Source organism: Streptomyces sp. CA-181903 (assembly GCF_050937075.1).
Classification (GTDB): domain Bacteria; phylum Actinomycetota; class Actinomycetes; order Streptomycetales; family Streptomycetaceae; genus Streptomyces.
Window position 1 is genome coordinate 7,233,303 of sequence record NZ_JBNJLY010000001.1, and the last position, 16,631, is coordinate 7,249,933.

13 protein-coding genes are annotated in these 16,631 nt (G+C 74.2%); 3 read left to right on the top strand and 10 right to left on the bottom strand.

The genetic code is table 11. The annotated features are described in order from the left end of the window. Window positions 1-18 precede the first annotated feature (18 nt). From ACQEVS_RS32085 to ACQEVS_RS32105, 5 genes are all read right to left on the bottom strand, one after another. Window positions 19-1,176 (bottom strand): acyl-CoA dehydrogenase family protein, encoded by a 1,158-nt coding sequence (locus tag ACQEVS_RS32085; RefSeq protein WP_433026758.1) that lies wholly within the window; start codon window positions 1,174-1,176, stop codon window positions 19-21. Beyond that, a complete protein-coding gene (locus tag ACQEVS_RS32090) occupies window positions 1,173-4,280 on the bottom strand; it encodes a non-ribosomal peptide synthetase (protein WP_433026761.1) in 3,108 nt (1,035 codons plus the stop codon). The genes ACQEVS_RS32085 and ACQEVS_RS32090 overlap by 4 nt, the downstream gene beginning before the upstream one ends. A gap of 142 nt (window positions 4,281-4,422) precedes the next feature. After that, window positions 4,423-5,688, bottom strand: a complete 1,266-nt coding sequence (locus tag ACQEVS_RS32095) for a non-ribosomal peptide synthetase (protein ID WP_433026764.1) — start codon at window positions 5,686-5,688, stop codon at window positions 4,423-4,425. A gap of 58 nt (window positions 5,689-5,746) precedes the next feature. Further along, entirely contained in the window at window positions 5,747-7,006 is a 1,260-nt protein-coding gene (locus ACQEVS_RS32100; RefSeq protein WP_433026767.1) for an MFS transporter, read from the bottom strand. Window positions 7,007-7,278: 272 nt separating this feature from the next. Beyond that, window positions 7,279-7,776: a MarR family winged helix-turn-helix transcriptional regulator gene (locus tag ACQEVS_RS32105; RefSeq protein ID WP_433026770.1), complete on the bottom strand. Its 498-nt coding sequence runs from the start codon at window positions 7,774-7,776 to the stop codon at window positions 7,279-7,281. A 55-nt stretch (window positions 7,777-7,831) separates the two neighbouring features. Between ACQEVS_RS32105 and ACQEVS_RS32110 the strand changes: the two genes are divergently transcribed. Next, window positions 7,832-8,971, top strand: coding sequence for a questin oxidase family protein (locus ACQEVS_RS32110; RefSeq protein ID WP_433026773.1), 1,140 nt, complete (start codon window positions 7,832-7,834; stop codon window positions 8,969-8,971). Window positions 8,972-9,062: 91 nt separating this feature from the next. Here the strand turns inward: ACQEVS_RS32110 and ACQEVS_RS32115 are convergent, their stop codons facing one another. The 3 genes from ACQEVS_RS32115 to ACQEVS_RS32125 form a co-directional block, all read right to left on the bottom strand. After that, complete coding sequence (locus tag ACQEVS_RS32115; protein ID WP_433026776.1) at window positions 9,063-10,457, bottom strand: NAD(P)/FAD-dependent oxidoreductase; 1,395 nt, start codon at window positions 10,455-10,457, stop codon at window positions 9,063-9,065. Window positions 10,458-10,630: 173 nt separating this feature from the next. Continuing rightward, window positions 10,631-11,365 (bottom strand): permease prefix domain 1-containing protein, encoded by a 735-nt coding sequence (locus tag ACQEVS_RS32120; RefSeq protein ID WP_433026779.1) that lies wholly within the window; start codon window positions 11,363-11,365, stop codon window positions 10,631-10,633. Continuing rightward, entirely contained in the window at window positions 11,362-11,703 is a 342-nt protein-coding gene (locus ACQEVS_RS32125; RefSeq protein WP_433026782.1) for a PadR family transcriptional regulator, read from the bottom strand. The genes ACQEVS_RS32120 and ACQEVS_RS32125 overlap by 4 nt, the downstream gene beginning before the upstream one ends. 294 nt (window positions 11,704-11,997) lie before the next feature. Here ACQEVS_RS32125 and ACQEVS_RS32130 point away from each other — a divergent pair, with 294 nt between their 5' ends. Next, window positions 11,998-12,996: an ATP-binding cassette domain-containing protein gene (locus tag ACQEVS_RS32130; protein WP_433026785.1), complete on the top strand. Its 999-nt coding sequence runs from the start codon at window positions 11,998-12,000 to the stop codon at window positions 12,994-12,996. Continuing rightward, window positions 12,993-13,859, top strand: coding sequence for an ABC transporter permease (locus tag ACQEVS_RS32135; protein ID WP_433026788.1), 867 nt, complete (start codon window positions 12,993-12,995; stop codon window positions 13,857-13,859). The genes ACQEVS_RS32130 and ACQEVS_RS32135 overlap by 4 nt, the downstream gene beginning before the upstream one ends. Window positions 13,860-13,937: 78 nt before the next feature. Here the strand turns inward: ACQEVS_RS32135 and ACQEVS_RS32140 are convergent, their stop codons facing one another. Both ACQEVS_RS32140 and ACQEVS_RS32145 read right to left on the bottom strand, forming a co-directional pair. Further along, window positions 13,938-14,900: an L-tyrosine/L-tryptophan isonitrile synthase family protein gene (locus ACQEVS_RS32140; protein ID WP_433026791.1), complete on the bottom strand. Its 963-nt coding sequence runs from the start codon at window positions 14,898-14,900 to the stop codon at window positions 13,938-13,940. 101 nt (window positions 14,901-15,001) lie between these two features. Beyond that, window positions 15,002-16,444, bottom strand: coding sequence for a cytochrome P450 family protein (locus ACQEVS_RS32145; RefSeq protein ID WP_433026794.1), 1,443 nt, complete (start codon window positions 16,442-16,444; stop codon window positions 15,002-15,004). Between the last annotated feature and the right edge of the window lie 187 nt (window positions 16,445-16,631).

Genomic DNA, 16,631 nt, shown 5'->3' on the forward strand with positions numbered 1-16,631 from the left:
GGAGGCCGGATCGCACGGTCAGCCCAGCCCCATGGCCCGGGCGACGATCACCTTCTGGATCTCCGAGGTCCCCTCGATGATCGTCATCATCCGGACGTACCGGTACAGGAACTCCAGCGGATGCCCGCGCACCCAGCCCGTGGCCCCGTGCACCCGCAGCGCGCGGTCGACCACGCGGACGGCCGTCTCGGAGGCGGTGAGCTTGGCCAGCGCCGCGTTCTCCGGGGCCTCCACGCCGTCGTCGACCAGCCGGGCGCAGGCCAGCGTCAGCAGCTTGGCCGCCTCGACCTCGGCGCGACTGCTCACCAGGTGCTCCTGGACGTGCTGGTAGGCGCCGATGCGCTCGCCGAACGCCCGCCGCTCGCGGGCGTATTCGACGCCGAGCCGCAGCGCGTACTCGGCGATGCCGTTGCACATCGCGGCCACCACCAGCCGGCCCCGGGACAGGCTGTCGATGCCGTGGCCCATGGCCGCGCCGATCCCGGGCTCGCCGCCGACGACCGCGTCGGCCGGCAACTCCACGCCGTCCAGGATCAGTTCGTACAGCTCCTCGCCGGACATGCCCGCGTAGCACTGGCCGATGCGGAGCCGCGGGTGGTCCATCGGGACGACGAACGCGGTCGCGCCCGCCTCCGCCTGGGCCACGACGATCGCGAAGTCGGCGTGCCCGGCGTTGCTGACGAACGTCTTGCGGCCGGACAGCACCCAGCCCCCGTCGTCCCGCCGGGTGGCCGTGCTGGTCAGCCGGAAGGCGTCGGACCCGGCGTTGGGCTCGGTGAGCGCCAGGCAGCGCGTCGCCTCGCCGCGCACCAGCGGCATCAGGTAGCGCTCGATCTGCTCGGGCGTGCCCTGCCGCAGCAGCGGGCTGGGCCCGTCCGAGCCGGCCAGCGCGTAGGGCGCCAGCGGGCAGCCGCTGCTCCCGGCCGCGTGGTGCAGCTGGACGACGGCGGTGAACGGCATGCCGGAGCCGCCCAGTTCCTCCGGGTGGTCGGCGGCGTAGAAGCCCAGCTTCGCCGACCGCTGCCGGACGTACGCCCGCAGGTCGGCCGGGGGCAGGTCGCCGCCCTCCGGCAGTTCGGCGGCCAGCGGCACCAGCTCGCGGCGGACGAACGAGGCGAACGAGTCGACGATCTCGCGGTGGTCGGCCTCCAGGACCGACGACGGGGAGGTGCTCATCGGACCGCCTCCGCCACCGCGTGGGCCTGCTCGGACAGGACGGGGTTCTGGAACAGGACCCGCAGCGGCGGGCGTCCGCCCAGCCGCGGCTCCAGCCAGGCGGCGAGCTGCGCGGCCAGCAGCGAGTGGCCGCCGACCTGGAAGAAGTGGGACGCCGGGGTGAACCGGTCGTGGCCCAGCACCTCCCGCCAGCCCTCGGCGAGCAGTTCGACGGCCGGGACGGCCGCGGTCTCCGGCGCCTCCGGGGCCGCCTCCTCGGCGGTCTCGGCGAGGTGGGCCAGGGCCGTACGGTCCGGCTTGCCGCCGGACAGCAGCGGCATCGACTCCAGCCGGATCCAGCGGGACGGGACCAGCGCGGCCGGCAGCCGCCCGGACAGCGCCCGGTGCAGCGCCACCTGGTCCGGCTCGGCGCCGCCGTCGAGGAACCCTACGAGGCAGGGGCCGGCCGCCGAGCGGCCGAGCACCACCGCGCAGGACCGGCCGCCGAGCTCGGCCGAGGCCGCGGCCTCGATCTCCTCCAGCTCGATGCGGTAGCCGCGCAGCTTGATCTGGTTGTCGTGCCGGCCGAGGAACCGCACCAGCCCGTCCCGGCCGGTGAAGCCCAGGTCACCGGTGAGGTACACGCGTTCGCCACCGAGGGCGGGCACGCGGACGAACCGGGCCTCGGTCGCCTCCTTGTTGCCCAGGTAGCCCTCGGCCAGGCAGGCGCCGGACACGGCCAGCTGGCCGACCGCCCCCGCGGGCAGCGGACGCAGCCCCGCGCCCAGCACGTGCACCCCGACGCCCGGCAGCGCGGCGCCCAGCGGCACCTCCGCCGCGTCATCGAAGCCCTCGCGGACCACCTCGTGCACGGTGGACGTGATCGTCGCCTCGGTCACCCCGTAGGCGTTGAGCACCGTCGCGTCCGTCGCGTCCAGCACCTCGCGCAGCGCCGCCGCCGGCAGCCGCTCGCCGCCGGCCACCAGCAGCCGCGGCGCCCACATGCCGTCGCGCAGCGCCTCCGTCAACTCGGCGCGGGTGGCCAGGAGATAGCTCGTCGGCAGGTTCGCCACCGTGACCCGCCGCGAGGCGAGGACGGCGACCAGCTCCGCCGCCGTCGGCACCTCGCGCTGCGGCAGCACCAGGCAGCAGCCCGCCAGCAGCGACGGCAGCACCTCCTCCAGCGCCACGTCGAACGACGGCTGGGCGAACACCAGCACCCGGTCCTCCGGCGACAGCGCGTACCGCTCCACCGTCACCCGCGCGTGGTGCGCCAGCGCGGCCCGGCCGACCACCACGGCCTTCGGCAGGCCCGTCGAGCCCGACGTGTGGATGACGTACGCCGCGTCCGCCAGCGGCTCGGCCGGCTCGGCGGCCGGGAAGTCCGGGCCGTCCAGCAGCGCGAGCGGCAGGCCCTCGGCCGGGAGCGACAGGGCGCTCTCCCGGTCGGCCAGCACCAGCGCCGGACGCAGCCGGCGCAGCAGCGTCTCCAGCCGGTCCGCCGGGTCGTTGGGGGAGAGCGGGCAGTACACCGCGCCCATGCGCAGGCACGCCAGCAGCGTCACCACGCTGTGGACGCCGCGCGGCAGGACCACCGCCACTGGCTGCCCGCGCCGCACCCCGGCGGCCGTCAGCCGGCCCGCCAACTCGTCGGCCATGCTGTGGAGTTCACCGTAGGTGAGCTTGCGGGCGCCGCTCAACAGGGCGACGCGGCCGGCGCCGTGCCGGGCGAGCGGGTCCAGGACGTCGTCGGTGTCGTCCGCGGGGACGGCCACGGCCCCGGGCGCCGGCTCCGGGTCGAGGGCGGCGGCCGGCGCCGACGGCGCGTCCAGGTAGGCGCGGATCAGGCGCAGGAAGCGGTCGGCGAGGAGCCGGGCGGTCTCCTCGTCGAACAGGTCCCGGTCGTAGTCCCACACCAGCGTCATCCCGCCGGCCCCCGTGCGCGGGCCGACCATGCGCCGGTCGTCCGGGATCAGCACCAGGTCCAGGTCGAAGCGGGTCGTGCCGGTGTTGAAGCCCTCGAACAGCGAGACGTCGAGACCCGGCACCTCGGTCTCCGGCAGCACCGCGTCGTGCGCGCTGAACATCACGTCGAACAGCGGGTTGTCCGCGCCCGACGTGTGCAGGCCCAGCTCCCGCGTCAGCACCTGCACCGGCACGTCCTGGTGCGGCAGCGCCCGGATCAGCCCGTCGGTCACGTCGTCGACGAGGGCGTCGGCGCCCGCCTCCGGGTCCAGCCGCAGCCGCAGCGGGATCGTGTTCACGAACATGCCGACGGTCTCCTCGAAGCCCGCCGGACGGTTGCCGACCGCCGTGCCGACCACCAGGTCCGTCCGCCCCGCGTATCGCCGCAGCAGCTCCGCGAAGAGAGCCAGCAGCGTGGAGAACGGGGTGTGGCCCTGGGACCTGCTGTGCTCCCGCAGCCGCTCGGCGAGTTCGGGCTCGACGGTCTGCCGCAGCTGCGCCCCCGCGTGCCGGCGGCGGGCGCCCGGCCGGGTCAGGCCGGGCAGCGGCAGGTCGAAGGCGGCACCGTCCAGCTCGCGCCGCCAGTGCGCCAGCCCGGCCGCCCGCCGCTCCTCGCGGCCCGGCCCGGTGGCCGCCGCGATGTGCTCGGCGTACGAGGGGGCCTCGGGCAGGTCGACGGTCTCGCCCGTCAGGTGCGCCCGGTAGACGGTGAACAGGTCGCGGAGCAGGATCGCGAACGAGTGCCCGTCGTGGACGAGGTGGTGCTCGACGTGGACGAGGCGGTGGTGACCGTCACCCAGCCGGGCCAGCGTCCAGCGCAGCAGCGGCGCCTCGTGCACGTCCAGCGGCGTCTCCGCCTCGGTGCGCAGCAGCCGGGCGAACGCGGCCTCGGGATCGTCCTCGCCGCTCAGATCGACGGTCCTCAGGCGTGGCGGACAGCTCTCGCGGATCCGCTGCCCGGGCAGGCCCCCGGACGTCTCCACGAGTTCGAGCCTGAGCCCGGGGTGCCGGTCCAGGACGGCGGCGAGGCCGGCCCGCAGGGCGTCCTCGTCGAGGTCGCCGCGCAGGTCGAGGGTGGCGGTGAAGTTGTAGGCGCGGCTGCCGGGGAGCATCTGCTCGTGCAGCCACACGATCTCCTGCGAGGTGGAGAGCGGGAACACGTTCTGCCTTTCCGTAGGGGTGGGGGATGAGGCGGGATGTGCGGGGTGCCGGCGCGGTCCCGTCGGGTGGGACGGGGGAGCGCCGGGACGGCGGCCGGCCGGTGGGCCGGGGCGCCGGTGTAGGTGGGGGAGCGGGGTGGGGTCAGGCGGTGGCGAGGACGGAGACGAGCGCCGCGAAGGCGTCCTCGGCCCGGTCGTCGTCGACGTCCGAACGCCGCCACGCCATGCGGACGAGCAGGTCGTCGCCGTACGAGACGGACACCGCGAACGGCGCCTGGAGCGGCCGGTCGTCGAGGTGCGTCTCGCGCCCGGTGGCGCCGCCCAGCCGCAGCGGCGGGCGGCGGGCGAGGTCCTCGAAGGTCAGCAGCCCGTCGAACCGCCCGGACCAGGCGACACCGGCGCCGCGGACCGCGTGGACCACCTCGTCGAAGGGGGCGTCGGCGTGGTCCAAGTCGTCCCACCAGGCGGCGGTGCGCGCCTCCGGGTCCCCGGCGTCGGCCGGGTGGGCGACGGTGTTGAGGAAGCAGCCCAGCACCGGCTCGGCGGCGGCCGGTCTGCCGCCCCACGGGTAGCCGAGCGCCGGGACGTGCTCCGCGCCGTACAGCGCGCGGGCGGCGCGGGCACAGGCGTCGAGCGCGGCGGGGAAGGCCGCCGCCCGGCCATCGCCGGCCGGGAGCGGAAGCCGCAGCCGGGTGCTGCCGGTGCCGGCCGCTTCCGGGCGCTCCGGGAGCGGGGGCGGCGGGCGCAGGCCGGCCAGCCGGCGGGCCCAGTAGGCGCGGGCGGCGGGCGCGGACGAACGCTCCTCGGCGGCGAGTTGGAGCTCCACGGCCTCGCGGTAGGCGGCCGCCCCTTCCGCCGCCCGCGTTTCCGGGACGTCGCCGGGGCCGAGGCCCTCGGCGTAGGCGCGGGTGAGGCCGTCGGTGATGCCGCCGAGCGACTGCTCGTCGCAGACGGCGTGGTCGAGGACGAGGGCCAGGACGTCCTCGTCCTCTCCCGTCGCGAGGAAGAAGCGCAGCGGCGGCCCCTCCGGCGGCCAGTCGGCCAGGGCCCGCGGCAGCACCTCGGCCGCCGTCGCCCCGGGCGGCACCGGGACCTCGCGGACCCACCCCTCGGGGGCGCCGATCCGCTGCACGGGCACGCCCCGGCTCACCTCCGGGCGCACCCGCAACGCCGGGTGCAGCGCGGCCAGATGGCCGGCGGCGGCGCGCAGCCGCGCCACGTCCACGGCGCCGGACGGGAAGGCGAAGAACAGGGGGACGAGCGCGGGCCGCCCGGCCGGGTCCAGCCGGCGGGCCAGGAGGAACCTCCGCTGGGCCCCGGTGACGGGCAGCGGGGCGCCGGCGCCCTCGGAGCCGGTGAGCCGGCGGTAGCGGTCGAGGTAGGCGGAAGTGATGCTGGGGGACTGCACGGTGACCTCCCGCGCGCCGGAAGCGGCGCGGCGGTTCGAAGGACGAGAGGGGGAGCGCTCAGCCCGCGACGGGGACGGCCGGCAGGTCGCGCAGCCGCCGCAGGGGCGAGAGCAGGAGGGGCAGCGGCACCAGCAGGAAGCCCGCGGCGCACAGCCAGACGGCGGCACGGGCGCCGTACGCGCTCGCGACGGCCCCGCCGACCAGGGCGCCGAAGGGCATCGTGCCCCACACGACGAAGCGCAGGGTGGCGTTCATCCGGCCCAGCAGCCCGTCGGGGCAGAGGAGTTGGCGGAAGCTGACCTGGGCGACGTTGTAGACCACGGCGCCGAAGAAGACCACGGCCTCGCCGACGGCGAACCAGGCCGCCGCGGCGCCGCGCCCGGCCAGCGGCCAGAGCAGGGCGAACGGCCCGGTGAGGAGCGGGGCGAGCCAGATGACGCGGGCTCTGCCGACGGCCCGGCCGAGGACGTCCGCGCAGAGCGCTCCGCACAGTCCGCCGACGGCCGCCGCCGACAGCATCAGCCCGACGGCGCTCGCCGGCAGGTCCAGCACCCGGACCAGGAACACCGTCTGCACGGCCGTCAGCATGGCGGCGAAGAAGTTCGCGACCGCCGTCGAGCAGGCGATCATGCGCAGGGCGGGGTTGCGGAAGACGAAGGCGAGCCCTTCCATCACCTGGGCGCGCAGCGGCTCGCCGTTGGAGGGGGCGGGCGGGGGCTCGGGGGTGCGGATGCCGCGCAGGCAGAGGGCGGAGAGGAGGTAGCCGACCGCGTTCGCCAGCAGGGCGAAGGGCGCTCCGGCGAGCTGCACCAGGACGCCGCCCACCCCCGGCCCCGCCATCTGGGCGGACGAACGGACCGTCTCCAGGGCGCCGTTCCCCGCGACCAGCCTCTCGCGGGGGAGCAGGGACGGCAGGTAGCTCTGGTGCGCGATGTCGAAGAAGACCGTGGCGACGCCGGTGATCAGGGCGACCACGTAGAGCTGGGTCATCGTCAGGACGCCGGCCCAGGCGGCCAGGGGCAGTGCCGCCATGGCCAGGGCGCGGACGAGGTCCGCGCGGATCAGCACCGGGAGTCGGCGCATCCGGTCCACCCAGGCCCCCGCCGGCAGGCCCACCAGCAGGAACGCGGCGGTCTCGGCGGCGGTCAGGACCCCGGTCTGCAGCGGCGAGGCGTCGAGCTCCACCACGGCGACCAGCGGCAGGGCCACGAGGGTCACCTGCGCACCCAACTGCCCCGCCGCGGCACCGGACAGCAGCAGCCGGAAGTCCCGGAAGTCCCTGCCGCGTAAGAGGCCGCCGCCACTCTCGGACGTCATTGACAACATTTGACAGAGATTTGGCTACGTCGACGCGTTCAGTCAAAAACTGCGGCTATTTCCGGTCAGTTGTGTTCGGATTGCGGACGGTGACGACAGGCCGATCGGGGCGGGACCGATGAACGACTTCGGACCGTCAGGCGAACGACACATGACGTGACGCCTGGTGCGCTGCGTGACCAGCGAGGGGGACGGTCGGGAGTGGGCCGAAAAGGGACGGGTCGCGCGGATGTCCGGAATTCGGTGTCGCGCCGGGCAGCTTCCGCGTCACCTCAGCCGCCCTGCACCTCGTGCGCCCAGGCCGTGAGTCCGGCGACGAACCCGGCGCGCTCCGCCGGGTCGAGCGTGGCCAGCGCGCGCAGCAGCGGCCCGCCGCGCCGGACCATGAACGTCTCCAGCGGGGCCCGGTACGCCTCGGCCAGGGAGACCAGGACACGGCGGCGGTTGGCCGGGTCCTCGGTGCGCTCCACGAGGGCCGCCCGGTGCAGCCCGCCGACGAGTTCGCTCGCCGTGGGCAGCGAGACGTGCAGCCGCCGCGCGATCTCGCCGACGCTCAGCGGCCCGGCGGTCAGCAGCTGCGGCAGGACGGCGCCGTGACGAGCCGTCAGGCCGTGCGTCTCCATGGCGTCGCGCAGCGGTGCCGGCATGAGGTCGCGTACCGCGCCGGCGCGGAAGTAGGGCTCCAGCAGCGGGATGAGGCCGACGACGGCGGTGTCGTCGGGGTGGCGGGGCGCGGGGGCCGGGTGTGGGGGAGTTTCCGCTTGCGGCATACTGTCGAGTGTAAACGGTTCGGATTCACAAACTATTCGGAACTCCGAAGGGTTGGTGTCCCACGTGTCGCCGGTCACCTATCACGACGCCGTCAACGACGCCCTCGAACGGCTCGACGATCTCGGTTACGAACGAGGCAAGGGCGTCGACCTCGCCAATCACGGGCCGATGGGGGCGGAGGCGCTCGCCCTGCTGGGCCACGAGGACGAAGTGGCCCGCTGGGTCGGCCGGTACCGGCGGGTGATGGAGCACCACGAACCGCCGTCCGAGCGCTTCCCCCTGTCGCCGGACGAGGGCTCGTGGCGCCCCGCGCTCGGCGACTTCCGCCGGGCCGGTGACTGGGAGGGCCTCTTCGTCCGCGAACTCGCCGAGGCGCACTGGCGGGACGTCCTCGCCCGGTGGTGGCCCCGGTTGCTGCCCGGACTGTTCGCCGGCCTGACCCACGGCCTCATCCGCACCGCGCACGCCGTACGCGGCCTGTCCGCCGCGGGCGACCGGCCCACGCCGTACCAGCACCGCGAACTCGCCCGCGGCCTCGCCTACTGGGCCGCCCGCTACACCGAACTCCCCGGCACCCCGCGCCTCGGCGGGACGTACACCGTCCCCACCGCCGTCGCCGCCCTGCCGCGGACGGCCGAGGACCGCCCGTTCGACCCCGGGATCGTCGCCGGCCGGTTCGCGGCCCTCGGGAGGCTCCCGGCGTACGGGGACGCGCTGGAGTGGCTGGCCCCCGAGGAGGCGGTACACCTGCTCGGCGAGATGACCTGCCAGTTCGCCGACGTCTACCTCGGTCACCCCGAGGTGTTCCCGGTACCGCTCGTACACGGCGTCACCGCCCCGGCCGCCGTCCGCCTCGTGCTGCCGCACCTCCCGCACGCACTGCACGGCCCGACGGCGGCCCGGCTCTGGCAGGTGCAGTCCGCCTTCCTGCTGGCGCTCACCACCGACCGGCGCGGCGAGGGCACGGAGGCGTGGCGGGAAGAGGTCCCGGAGCCGCCGTCGACCCGCGAACTGGCCGCGCGGGCGGCCGAACACGGCGACGAGCACGTGATCAAGCTGACCGAGGCGTGCCTGCGCGAGTACACGCTGCGGCCCGACCTCCGCTACCTCGCCGCCGCGGCGGCCGCCCAGCGGCGCATTCCCCGCCTGGACGCGGGGGGCGCCGCCGCTCGGGTACGGCCTGGGATGGCTTGACGGGGTTGAAGGGGCCGGCGGGGCCTGAAGAACTGGCAGGTCTAATGGGCCTGATGGGCTTGATGGACCTGACGGGGCCGCGGGGCAGCCCTCAACCCGTGACGGCGGACGACGTACGGGCCCGGATCTCCTCGGGCGTCAGATAAGCGTCCGTGTACTCGAAGTCCCGCAAGGTGGCCGGCCGCCGGCTCTGGAAGCCCGTGCGGACGTAGTCGTCACCGGCCGCCGCGTTCAGCAGCCAGTTGGTGACCGTCCGCACCTTGGCGACGTTGGTGCGCAGGGCCAGCAGGTGGTAGCCGCGGGCCACGGCCTGCGCCGGCAGGCCCGTCAACTGCACGCCCATCGGCTTCGAGACGGCGTCCTTGCCGCCGAGGTCCACGACCAGGCCCAGGTCCTTGTGGACGTACGGACGCAGCGGCTCGCCACGAAGCGACGCCACCACGTTGTCGGCCACCGCCTTCCCCTGGCGCTGGGCGTGCTGGGCCGTGGGCGGGCACACCGCGCCGTCGCCCTTGGCGCGGTCCGGCACGGCCGCGGCGTCGCCGAGGGCGAAGACGCCGTCGAAGCCCGGCAGCGTCATCCGGTCGGTGACCGCCAGCCGGCCCTTGACGGTCTCGGCGCCCAGCGTGCCGACCAGCGGGCTGGCGGCCACCCCCGCCGTCCAGATCAGGGTCCGGCACGGCAGCTCCCGGCCGTCCGTCAGCGTCACCCGGTCCGCCTCGGCCTTCGCCACCGAGACGCCCAGCGACACCTCGATCCCGCGCCGCCGCAGCGTACGCGCCGCCTCGGCACCCAGCCGGTCGCCCAGCTCCGGCATCAACTTGGGCGCCACGTCGAGGATGTGCCAGTGGACGTCCCGCGGATCGATCCGCGGATAGCGCTCGCAGGCCGCCGTGGTGATCCGCTGCAGGCACGCCGCCGTCTCCGTACCGGCGTACCCGCCGCCCACCACGACGAAGCGCAGCCGCGCCTCACGCTCGGCGGCGTCGGTGGCGGCGTCCGCCAGATCCAGCTGGGCGATGACGTGATCCCGCAGGTACGCCGCCTCGGCCAGCGTCTTCATGCCGCGGGCGTGGTCGGTCAGGCCGGGGATGTCGAACGTGCGGGTGATGCTGCCGGGGGCCAGCACGATGACGTCGTACGGCTCGTTCACCACCTCGTCGGTGATCTTCCGTACGACGCACACCTTGGCCGCCGCGTCCACCCCGATGGCACCGCCCGGCAGCACCCGCGTCCGGCGCAGCCCACGGCGGAGCGAGACCGCCACCGACTGCGGAGTGAGGACTCCGGACGCCACTTGGGGCAGCAGGGGCAGATAGAGCTGGTAGTCGAAGGGCGTGACCAGAGTGATCAGCGCTTCCTGCGGCTTGAGTCGGCGTTCCAGCCGCCGGGCACACTCCACACCGGCGAACCCACCGCCGACGATCAGAATCCGCGGCCGACCCGCCGTCCGGGCCGCCTCCGTGGTGGTCTTATGCGTCGTCATGGTGTGACGTGTGCTCGCTCGGCGGCGATTCAGTACAGATTGGCGTCGGAGGCCGCCGTCCAGCCGGGCCGGGGGGCGCTTGCCGTCGCGGTGGAAGTGGGTCCCGCGCATATTCGATGGAACGGTTGACCGGTGTGCCGCTGGAGTGCGCCCCTGTCCGCCCCGGCCCCCGTTCAGGGACGCAGCGCCGGAGTCGGCAGCCGGGCGCAGAGGCGGCTGGCTCGGGCGGGGCCCGCGGTGACGGCGTGGGAGGCGGCGGTGAGGAGGGTGGCCAGGGTGGTGAGGGGCCAGTGGTCGGTGAGGGGCATGGTGGAGGCGAGGACCAGGGTGCACAGGGCCATGGACGCGGTGACCGCCGTGCTCGTCCAAGCCACCGTGCGGGGGAGCCGGGACGGGGTCGGTATCCAGCGGGCCAGGGTGCCGGTCAGGGCGATCACCGCGAAGGCCAGGAACGCGGCCAGGGCGGTGAAGGTGGTGATCCGGGTGGCCAGGAAGTGCGCCGTGTGGGTGAGGTGCCAGGCGCCGGAGGGGGCGTTGGTGTGGAGGAGGTACCAGGCGGCGAGGAGGAGGGGGGTGGCCGCCGCGGTGGCGCGGGCGGTCTGCCGGACCTGGGCGATGGTCAGCTCGTGCTGACAGGCGGGGAGGAGCTCGTCCACGGATCCGCAGTCGCGGACGGCGAGTTCCGCGGCCGGGCCCCGGTTCATGCCCGCGTGGACATGGGCCGCCACGGCGTCCTGCAGGCCGCCGCGCAGCTCCTCCAGCAGGCGCGCCTTCGCCGCGGGCGGGCCGTGGAGCGCCGCGCCGAGGGCGGCGAGGTGGTCCTCGACGGGGTCGCCGGCGGTGAGGACGTCGCCCTGGGGGGCTTGCGGGGCATCGGGGACGCCGTCGGAGGCTCCTTTGGGGATCATGAGGCGAGGCCGGGGCGCGCGGCCGGGTTGAGGACGGAGCCGATCGCCGTGGTGAACTCGCGCCAGGCGGTCCGCTCGGCGGCGAGGGTGTGCCGGCCGGCGTCCGTCAGCTCGTAACGGCGGCGCCGCCGCTCGCCGTCGGCCTCCCAGGTGCTCCGCAGGAAACCCAGCCGCTCCAGGCGGTTGAGCGCCGGGTAGATGGTGCCGGTGCGGAGCTCCAGCATGCCGTTGCTGCGCTGCTGGACCGCCGTGATGATCGCGTACCCGTGGAGCGGGCCGGTCTCCAGCACGGCGAGCAGCAGCCCGTCGAGATGTCCCCGTACAGCGTTCTGCCTCATAAGTAGACAGGCTACTCAGGAGAGTTGTCGGTGTGCTATGTATTTCCAGCCAACATATTGACAGGATGGGGGTGTAGGGTGCGGGAAGCGCCGGAACCGCGTAACGCCCCTGCGTCCTCGGTGTTTTGGTACGCACCCACCCCTTGATTCACCGGCCGGGGGCGGGCAGGTTGGGCGGGCCGGTTCCTCGGCCGGCCGTGCCCAAAGGACCGGCCATGCCGGAAGGATGGGGATGGGCCTGCGCGGAGCGAGGGAGTCCGGACGGTTTCCGCATACGGAAGGGGGGTGGCCGCAATGGCGCCGAGCAGCGGTGCGGCGGTCGAAGTAGCGGGATTGGTCAAGGTGTTCGGGGGCGGGGTACGAGCCGTGGACGGCGTCGACCTCGTCGTGCCCACCGGGGGCGTCTACGGGGTGCTGGGACCCAACGGGGCCGGCAAGACCACGTTCGTGAGAATCCTCGCGACACTGCTCCGGCCGGACGGCGGCCGGGTACGGGTGTTCGGGCGCGATGTGGTGGAGGACGCCGAGGGGGTACGCGCCCGGGTCGCGCTGACCGGCCAGTTCGCCTCGCTCGACGACGATCTGACCGGCGCGGAGAACCTCGTGCTGCTGGGCAAGCTGCTCGGCTACGGAGCACGCGGCGCCCGGCAGCGGGCGGCGGCGCTGCTGGAGGGCTTCGGCCTGAGCGAGGCGGGCGGCCGGCAGGTCAAGGGCTACTCGGGCGGCATGCGGCGCCGGCTCGACATCGCCGCGTCCCTGGTCAGCCGGCCCGACCTGCTGTTCCTCGACGAGCCCACCACCGGACTCGACCCCCGCAGCCGCAACCACGTCTGGGAGATGGTCCGCGCGGTCGTGGCGCAGGGCACCACCGTGCTGCTGACCACCCAGTACCTGGACGAGGCCGACCGGCTGGCGTCGCGGATCGCGGTGATCGACCGCGGACGCGTCATCGCCGAGGGGACGAAGGCGGAGCTCAAGGCGTCCGTCGGCGCCGGCTCGGTGCACGTCCGCCTGGAGGACGCCGGGTGCCGGGAGCGGGCCGCGGAAGTCCTGGACGCCTGCCTCACGGGCGTGACACAGCGGGAGGACGACCCGGTGGCCCTCACCGTCCGGCTGGGCGGCGGTGGCGCGGCCGCGGCCGGACAGGCGTCCAGGGCCCTGGCCGAACTGGCCCGGGCGGGCATCGGCGTGGAGTCCTTCGCCCTCGGCCAGCCCAGCCTGGACGAGGTGTTCCTGGCGCTGACGGACGACGGATCCGGCGCCGGCCGGGTGGCGGGGAAGGTGGGGGTATGACCACGGTGACGGGCCCCGGGACGGGGTCGGAATCCGGCGCGGGCGCGGAGCAGCCGAGGGCGGCCGACGCGCTGATCGGCGCACTGGTCGCGGGCGAACGCCCGCCCCGCCCCGGCGCGTTGACGACCTCGCTGGCCTTCGGCTGGCGCGCGGTGCTCCGCATCAAACACGTACCCGAGCAGCTCTTCGACGTCACGGCGTTCCCCGTGATGCTCGTGCTGATGTACACGTACCTGTTCGGCGGCGCGCTGGCCGGCTCGACCGACGCGTACCTCCAGTACCTGCTGCCCGGCATCATGGTGACGTCCGTCGTGATGATCACCATGTACACCGGGATGGCCGTCAACACCGACATCGCCAAGGGCGTCCTGGACCGCTTCCGCAGTCTGCCCGTCTGGCGCCCCTCCGTCATGGTGGGCTACCTGCTCGGCGACATGCTGCGGTACGTCCTGGCCTCGGTGATGATGCTGGCGATCGGCCTGGTGATGGGCTACCGGCCGCACGGCGGGGCCGGCGGCGTGATCGGGGGAGTGGCGCTGCTGCTCCTCTTCAGCTTCTGCTTCTCGTGGCTGTGGACGATGTTCGGCCTGCTGCTCCGCACGGAGAAGGCGGTGATCGCCGTCTCGATGGCGGTGATCTTCCCGCTGACCTTCCTGAGCAACGTCTTCGTCGAGCCGCGCACCATGCCGGGCTGGCTCCAGGCGTTCGTCAACAACAGTCCGCTGACGCACCTGTGCAGCGCGGTGCGCGGCCTGACGGAGGGTGCCACGCCGTCGGCGCACATCGCCTGGACGCTGGGCTGGTCGGCCCTGTTCGTCCTGGTCTTCGGCCCGGTCACGATGCGGCTCTACGCCCGCAAGTAGCGGCGGGCGCACGGGCCTCGCGGAGAGGGGCGCGCGGGACGCCCGCCCCTCTCCCGGCACCGCTCGGGCGGCCGCGTGTTACGCCTGCGTCGACATCGGCAGGTCGGTCCGGTAGTGGGTCACCCGGCCGTTCTCCCGTACGGGCTCGCCCAGTTCGGCGGCCCGGGTGTGGTGGACCAGCTGGAATCCGTCGGGGTGCTTCAGCAGGGTGGCGTGCCAGGGGGTGGTCCAGGGGTTGTTGGTGTCGAGGAACTTGATGCCGTACTTGGCCTCGTTCCGGTTCTGCGGGTGGATGGACAGCCGGACGGTGTCCTGGTGGTAGTCCGCGATCAGGCTGGCCCAGGCCCGGCTGCGCGCGATGACGTGGTAGGCCCGCTGCCGGGACTGGCGCTGGAGGGCGGCCTTGCTGCCCGTCCAGTCCGGGGTGTCCTCTACGAGGAAGCGGGTGATGCCGCGGTACATCCGCAGGGTGGACTCGTCGGTCTTCACCTCGGCGCGCAGCTGCTCGACGGTGGGCGCGTACCGGTCGGCCGTCATCCGGCGCTTCTCGTCGTAGTCCAGGTCGGGCCCGTACACGTCGCGCAGGTCGAAGGTGCCCAGGTGGTCGAGGCCCTCCTCCTGGATCATCGTGCGCAGGGTGTCGCCGTAGGCGTCGATGTGCTCGTCCGGCACGCCGATGACGTCACCGAAGATGTGGCCGTCCGAGCAGATGAGGACCCGCGCGCCGGGCGAATAGATCTTTTCGATACCGGTGCAGAGGTCCTGCAGGAAGTGCAGGGCGAGCCGCTCGCCCTCGTCGGGCAGGTGGCTGATGACCTTCGCGGTGTTGGGCGACTTGCAGGGGAAGCCGGGCAGGGAGAACAGGATGGGCTGCCGGCGTTCCAGGTGGTGGGATATCTGGCGTATCTGATGCGGGAAGTCGTGGGTGGTGTCGTTCTCCGGGTCCGCCTCGATCGTCCGCCGGTGCGGCAGCAGTTGGGACAGGACGGCATGGGCGGTCTCGGTGAGGGACTCGGTCGCCGACGGGGTGGTGGCGGGCATGGGTGGTCTCGCTTCCTGGTGAAAGAAGGGCCCGGGGCGGGGTCGCCGTCTCGGGCCTCGGGTGGGTCGTTCGGTGCTGCGGGTGGTGGTACGGGTGGTGGTCAGTGGCGGAAGGGGCAGCGCGGAGCGGCGTCCTGTCCGTCTTCGGGGCCGCCTTCCGGGGTGTAGCTGAGCGGCAGCCGGTTGACGCCGCGGGCCAGGACGGCGTGGACCCAGGGCAGTTCGCCGGGTCCGGCCTCCAGCCGGAGGCCGGGGAGGCGGGTGAGCAGCGTCCGCAGCGCGGTCTGCAGCTCGATGCGGGCGAGGGCCGCGCCGGGGCAGAAGTGGATGCCGTGGCCGAAGGCGAGGTGCGGGTTGGGCTGCCGGTCGAGGTCCAGGGTGTCCGGGGCCGCGAACCGCTTCGGGTCCCGGTTGGCCGCGCTGAGGGAGACGATGACGGAGTCCCCGGCGGGCACGGTCTCGCCGTGGAACGCGGTGTCCTCGGCGAAGAAGCGCCAGGTGGTCAGCTCGAAGGCGCTGTCGTAGCGCAGCAGTTCCTCGACGGCGCGGGCGAGGAGGGCGGGGTCGCCGTCCTCGTCGGTGAGGGACTTCCGCAGCCGCTCCAGCTGGTCCGGGTGGCGGAGGAGGGCCACCAGGGCGGTGGTGATCTGGTTGGTGACCGGCTCCTGCCCGGCGACCAGCAGCTGGAAGACGATCGAGTCGGTCTCCTCGGTGGTCAGCGAGCCCGCGTCGTGCGCGGCCACCAGGGTGGTGAGCAGGTCGTCGCCGGGCTCGCGGCGCTTGGCGTCCGTGACGCGCGCGATGTACGTCTGCAGGGCGCGCAGCCGCCCCTCGTACGCCGGGCGCTGCGGGTCGCTCGGGCCCACGGGCTGGACGACCTTGCCCCAGTCGCGGTCGAAGTCCCCGGCCAGTTCTTCGGGGAGGCCGATGACCTCGGCCAGGACGCGGAAGGGGAAGTGCGCGGCGAAGCCCTCGACGGCGTCGAAGGAGGCCCGTCCGCCGGCGTCCGCCGGGCCGTCGCGGAGCGCGGCGTCGAGGAGCTCGTCGGCGATCTCCTGGATGCGCGGGCGGAGGCGTTCGACGGCGCGGGGCGTGAAGGCGTCGGTGACCATGCGCCGCATGTGGGTGTGCTTCGGCGGGTCCTGGTGCAGCAGGTGCACCTGGAGCTGGGAGTGCTGCGGCTCCGGCATGATGGCGGCCTTGGACCGCCAGGCGTCGTTCCCGAGGTCGTGGTTCTTGCCGAACCGGTCGTCGGTGAGCGCCTGTTGGGCCGCGTCGTAGCCGGTGACCAGCCAGGCGTGGACGCCGCTGGGGAAGTGCACCCGGTGCAGGGGGCCCTTGTCGCGGAGGCGCGTGTACAGCGGATAGGGGTCGGTCTTGTAGTCCTCGCCGTACAGCGGTACGGGGTCGGGCAGCGGCTCCCGCTCCTGCCGCGTCCGCTCCTCGGCGGAGCCGGAGCCGGAGCCGGACGGGCCGGAGGAACCGGCGGGGACGGCCGGGTCCGTGGGGAGCTGCGTGGTGCCGTGGGCGTCGGGCTGTGCCATGGGTGTGTTCCTTCGGGGATGGGACGGGTCGGGCGGGACGGAGGACGGTGCGGGACGGGTCGGTGGTGGTCCGGGGACCACGTCCGGGCCGCCGGCGCCGACGCCCGCGGAAGCGTGTCGGCTTCCGGGACGAGGAGCGGGGCACCGGCGGTTCACGGCCGCCGGACGGACGGGAACCGTCCGCCGG

Excerpts from the sequence above, each read along its gene's own strand:
- ACQEVS_RS32145 (WP_433026794.1), bottom strand. The coding sequence starts at position 16,444 with ATGGCACAGCCCGACGCCCACGGCACCACGCAGCTCCCCACGGACCCG.
- ACQEVS_RS32120 (WP_433026779.1), bottom strand. The coding sequence starts at position 11,365 with ATGATCCCCAAAGGAGCCTCCGACGGCGTCCCCGATGCCCCGCAAGCC.
- ACQEVS_RS32140 (WP_433026791.1), bottom strand. The coding sequence starts at position 14,900 with ATGCCCGCCACCACCCCGTCGGCGACCGAGTCCCTCACCGAGACCGCC.
- ACQEVS_RS32135 (WP_433026788.1), top strand. The coding sequence starts at position 12,993 with ATGACCACGGTGACGGGCCCCGGGACGGGGTCGGAATCCGGCGCGGGC.
- ACQEVS_RS32105 (WP_433026770.1), bottom strand. The coding sequence starts at position 7,776 with ATGCCGCAAGCGGAAACTCCCCCACACCCGGCCCCCGCGCCCCGCCAC.
- ACQEVS_RS32085 (WP_433026758.1), bottom strand. The coding sequence starts at position 1,176 with ATGAGCACCTCCCCGTCGTCGGTCCTGGAGGCCGACCACCGCGAGATC.
- ACQEVS_RS32125 (WP_433026782.1), bottom strand. The coding sequence starts at position 11,703 with ATGAGGCAGAACGCTGTACGGGGACATCTCGACGGGCTGCTGCTCGCC.
- ACQEVS_RS32130 (WP_433026785.1), top strand. The coding sequence starts at position 11,998 with ATGGCGCCGAGCAGCGGTGCGGCGGTCGAAGTAGCGGGATTGGTCAAG.
- ACQEVS_RS32100 (WP_433026767.1), bottom strand. The coding sequence starts at position 7,006 with ATGACGTCCGAGAGTGGCGGCGGCCTCTTACGCGGCAGGGACTTCCGG.
- ACQEVS_RS32115 (WP_433026776.1), bottom strand. The coding sequence starts at position 10,457 with ATGACGACGCATAAGACCACCACGGAGGCGGCCCGGACGGCGGGTCGG.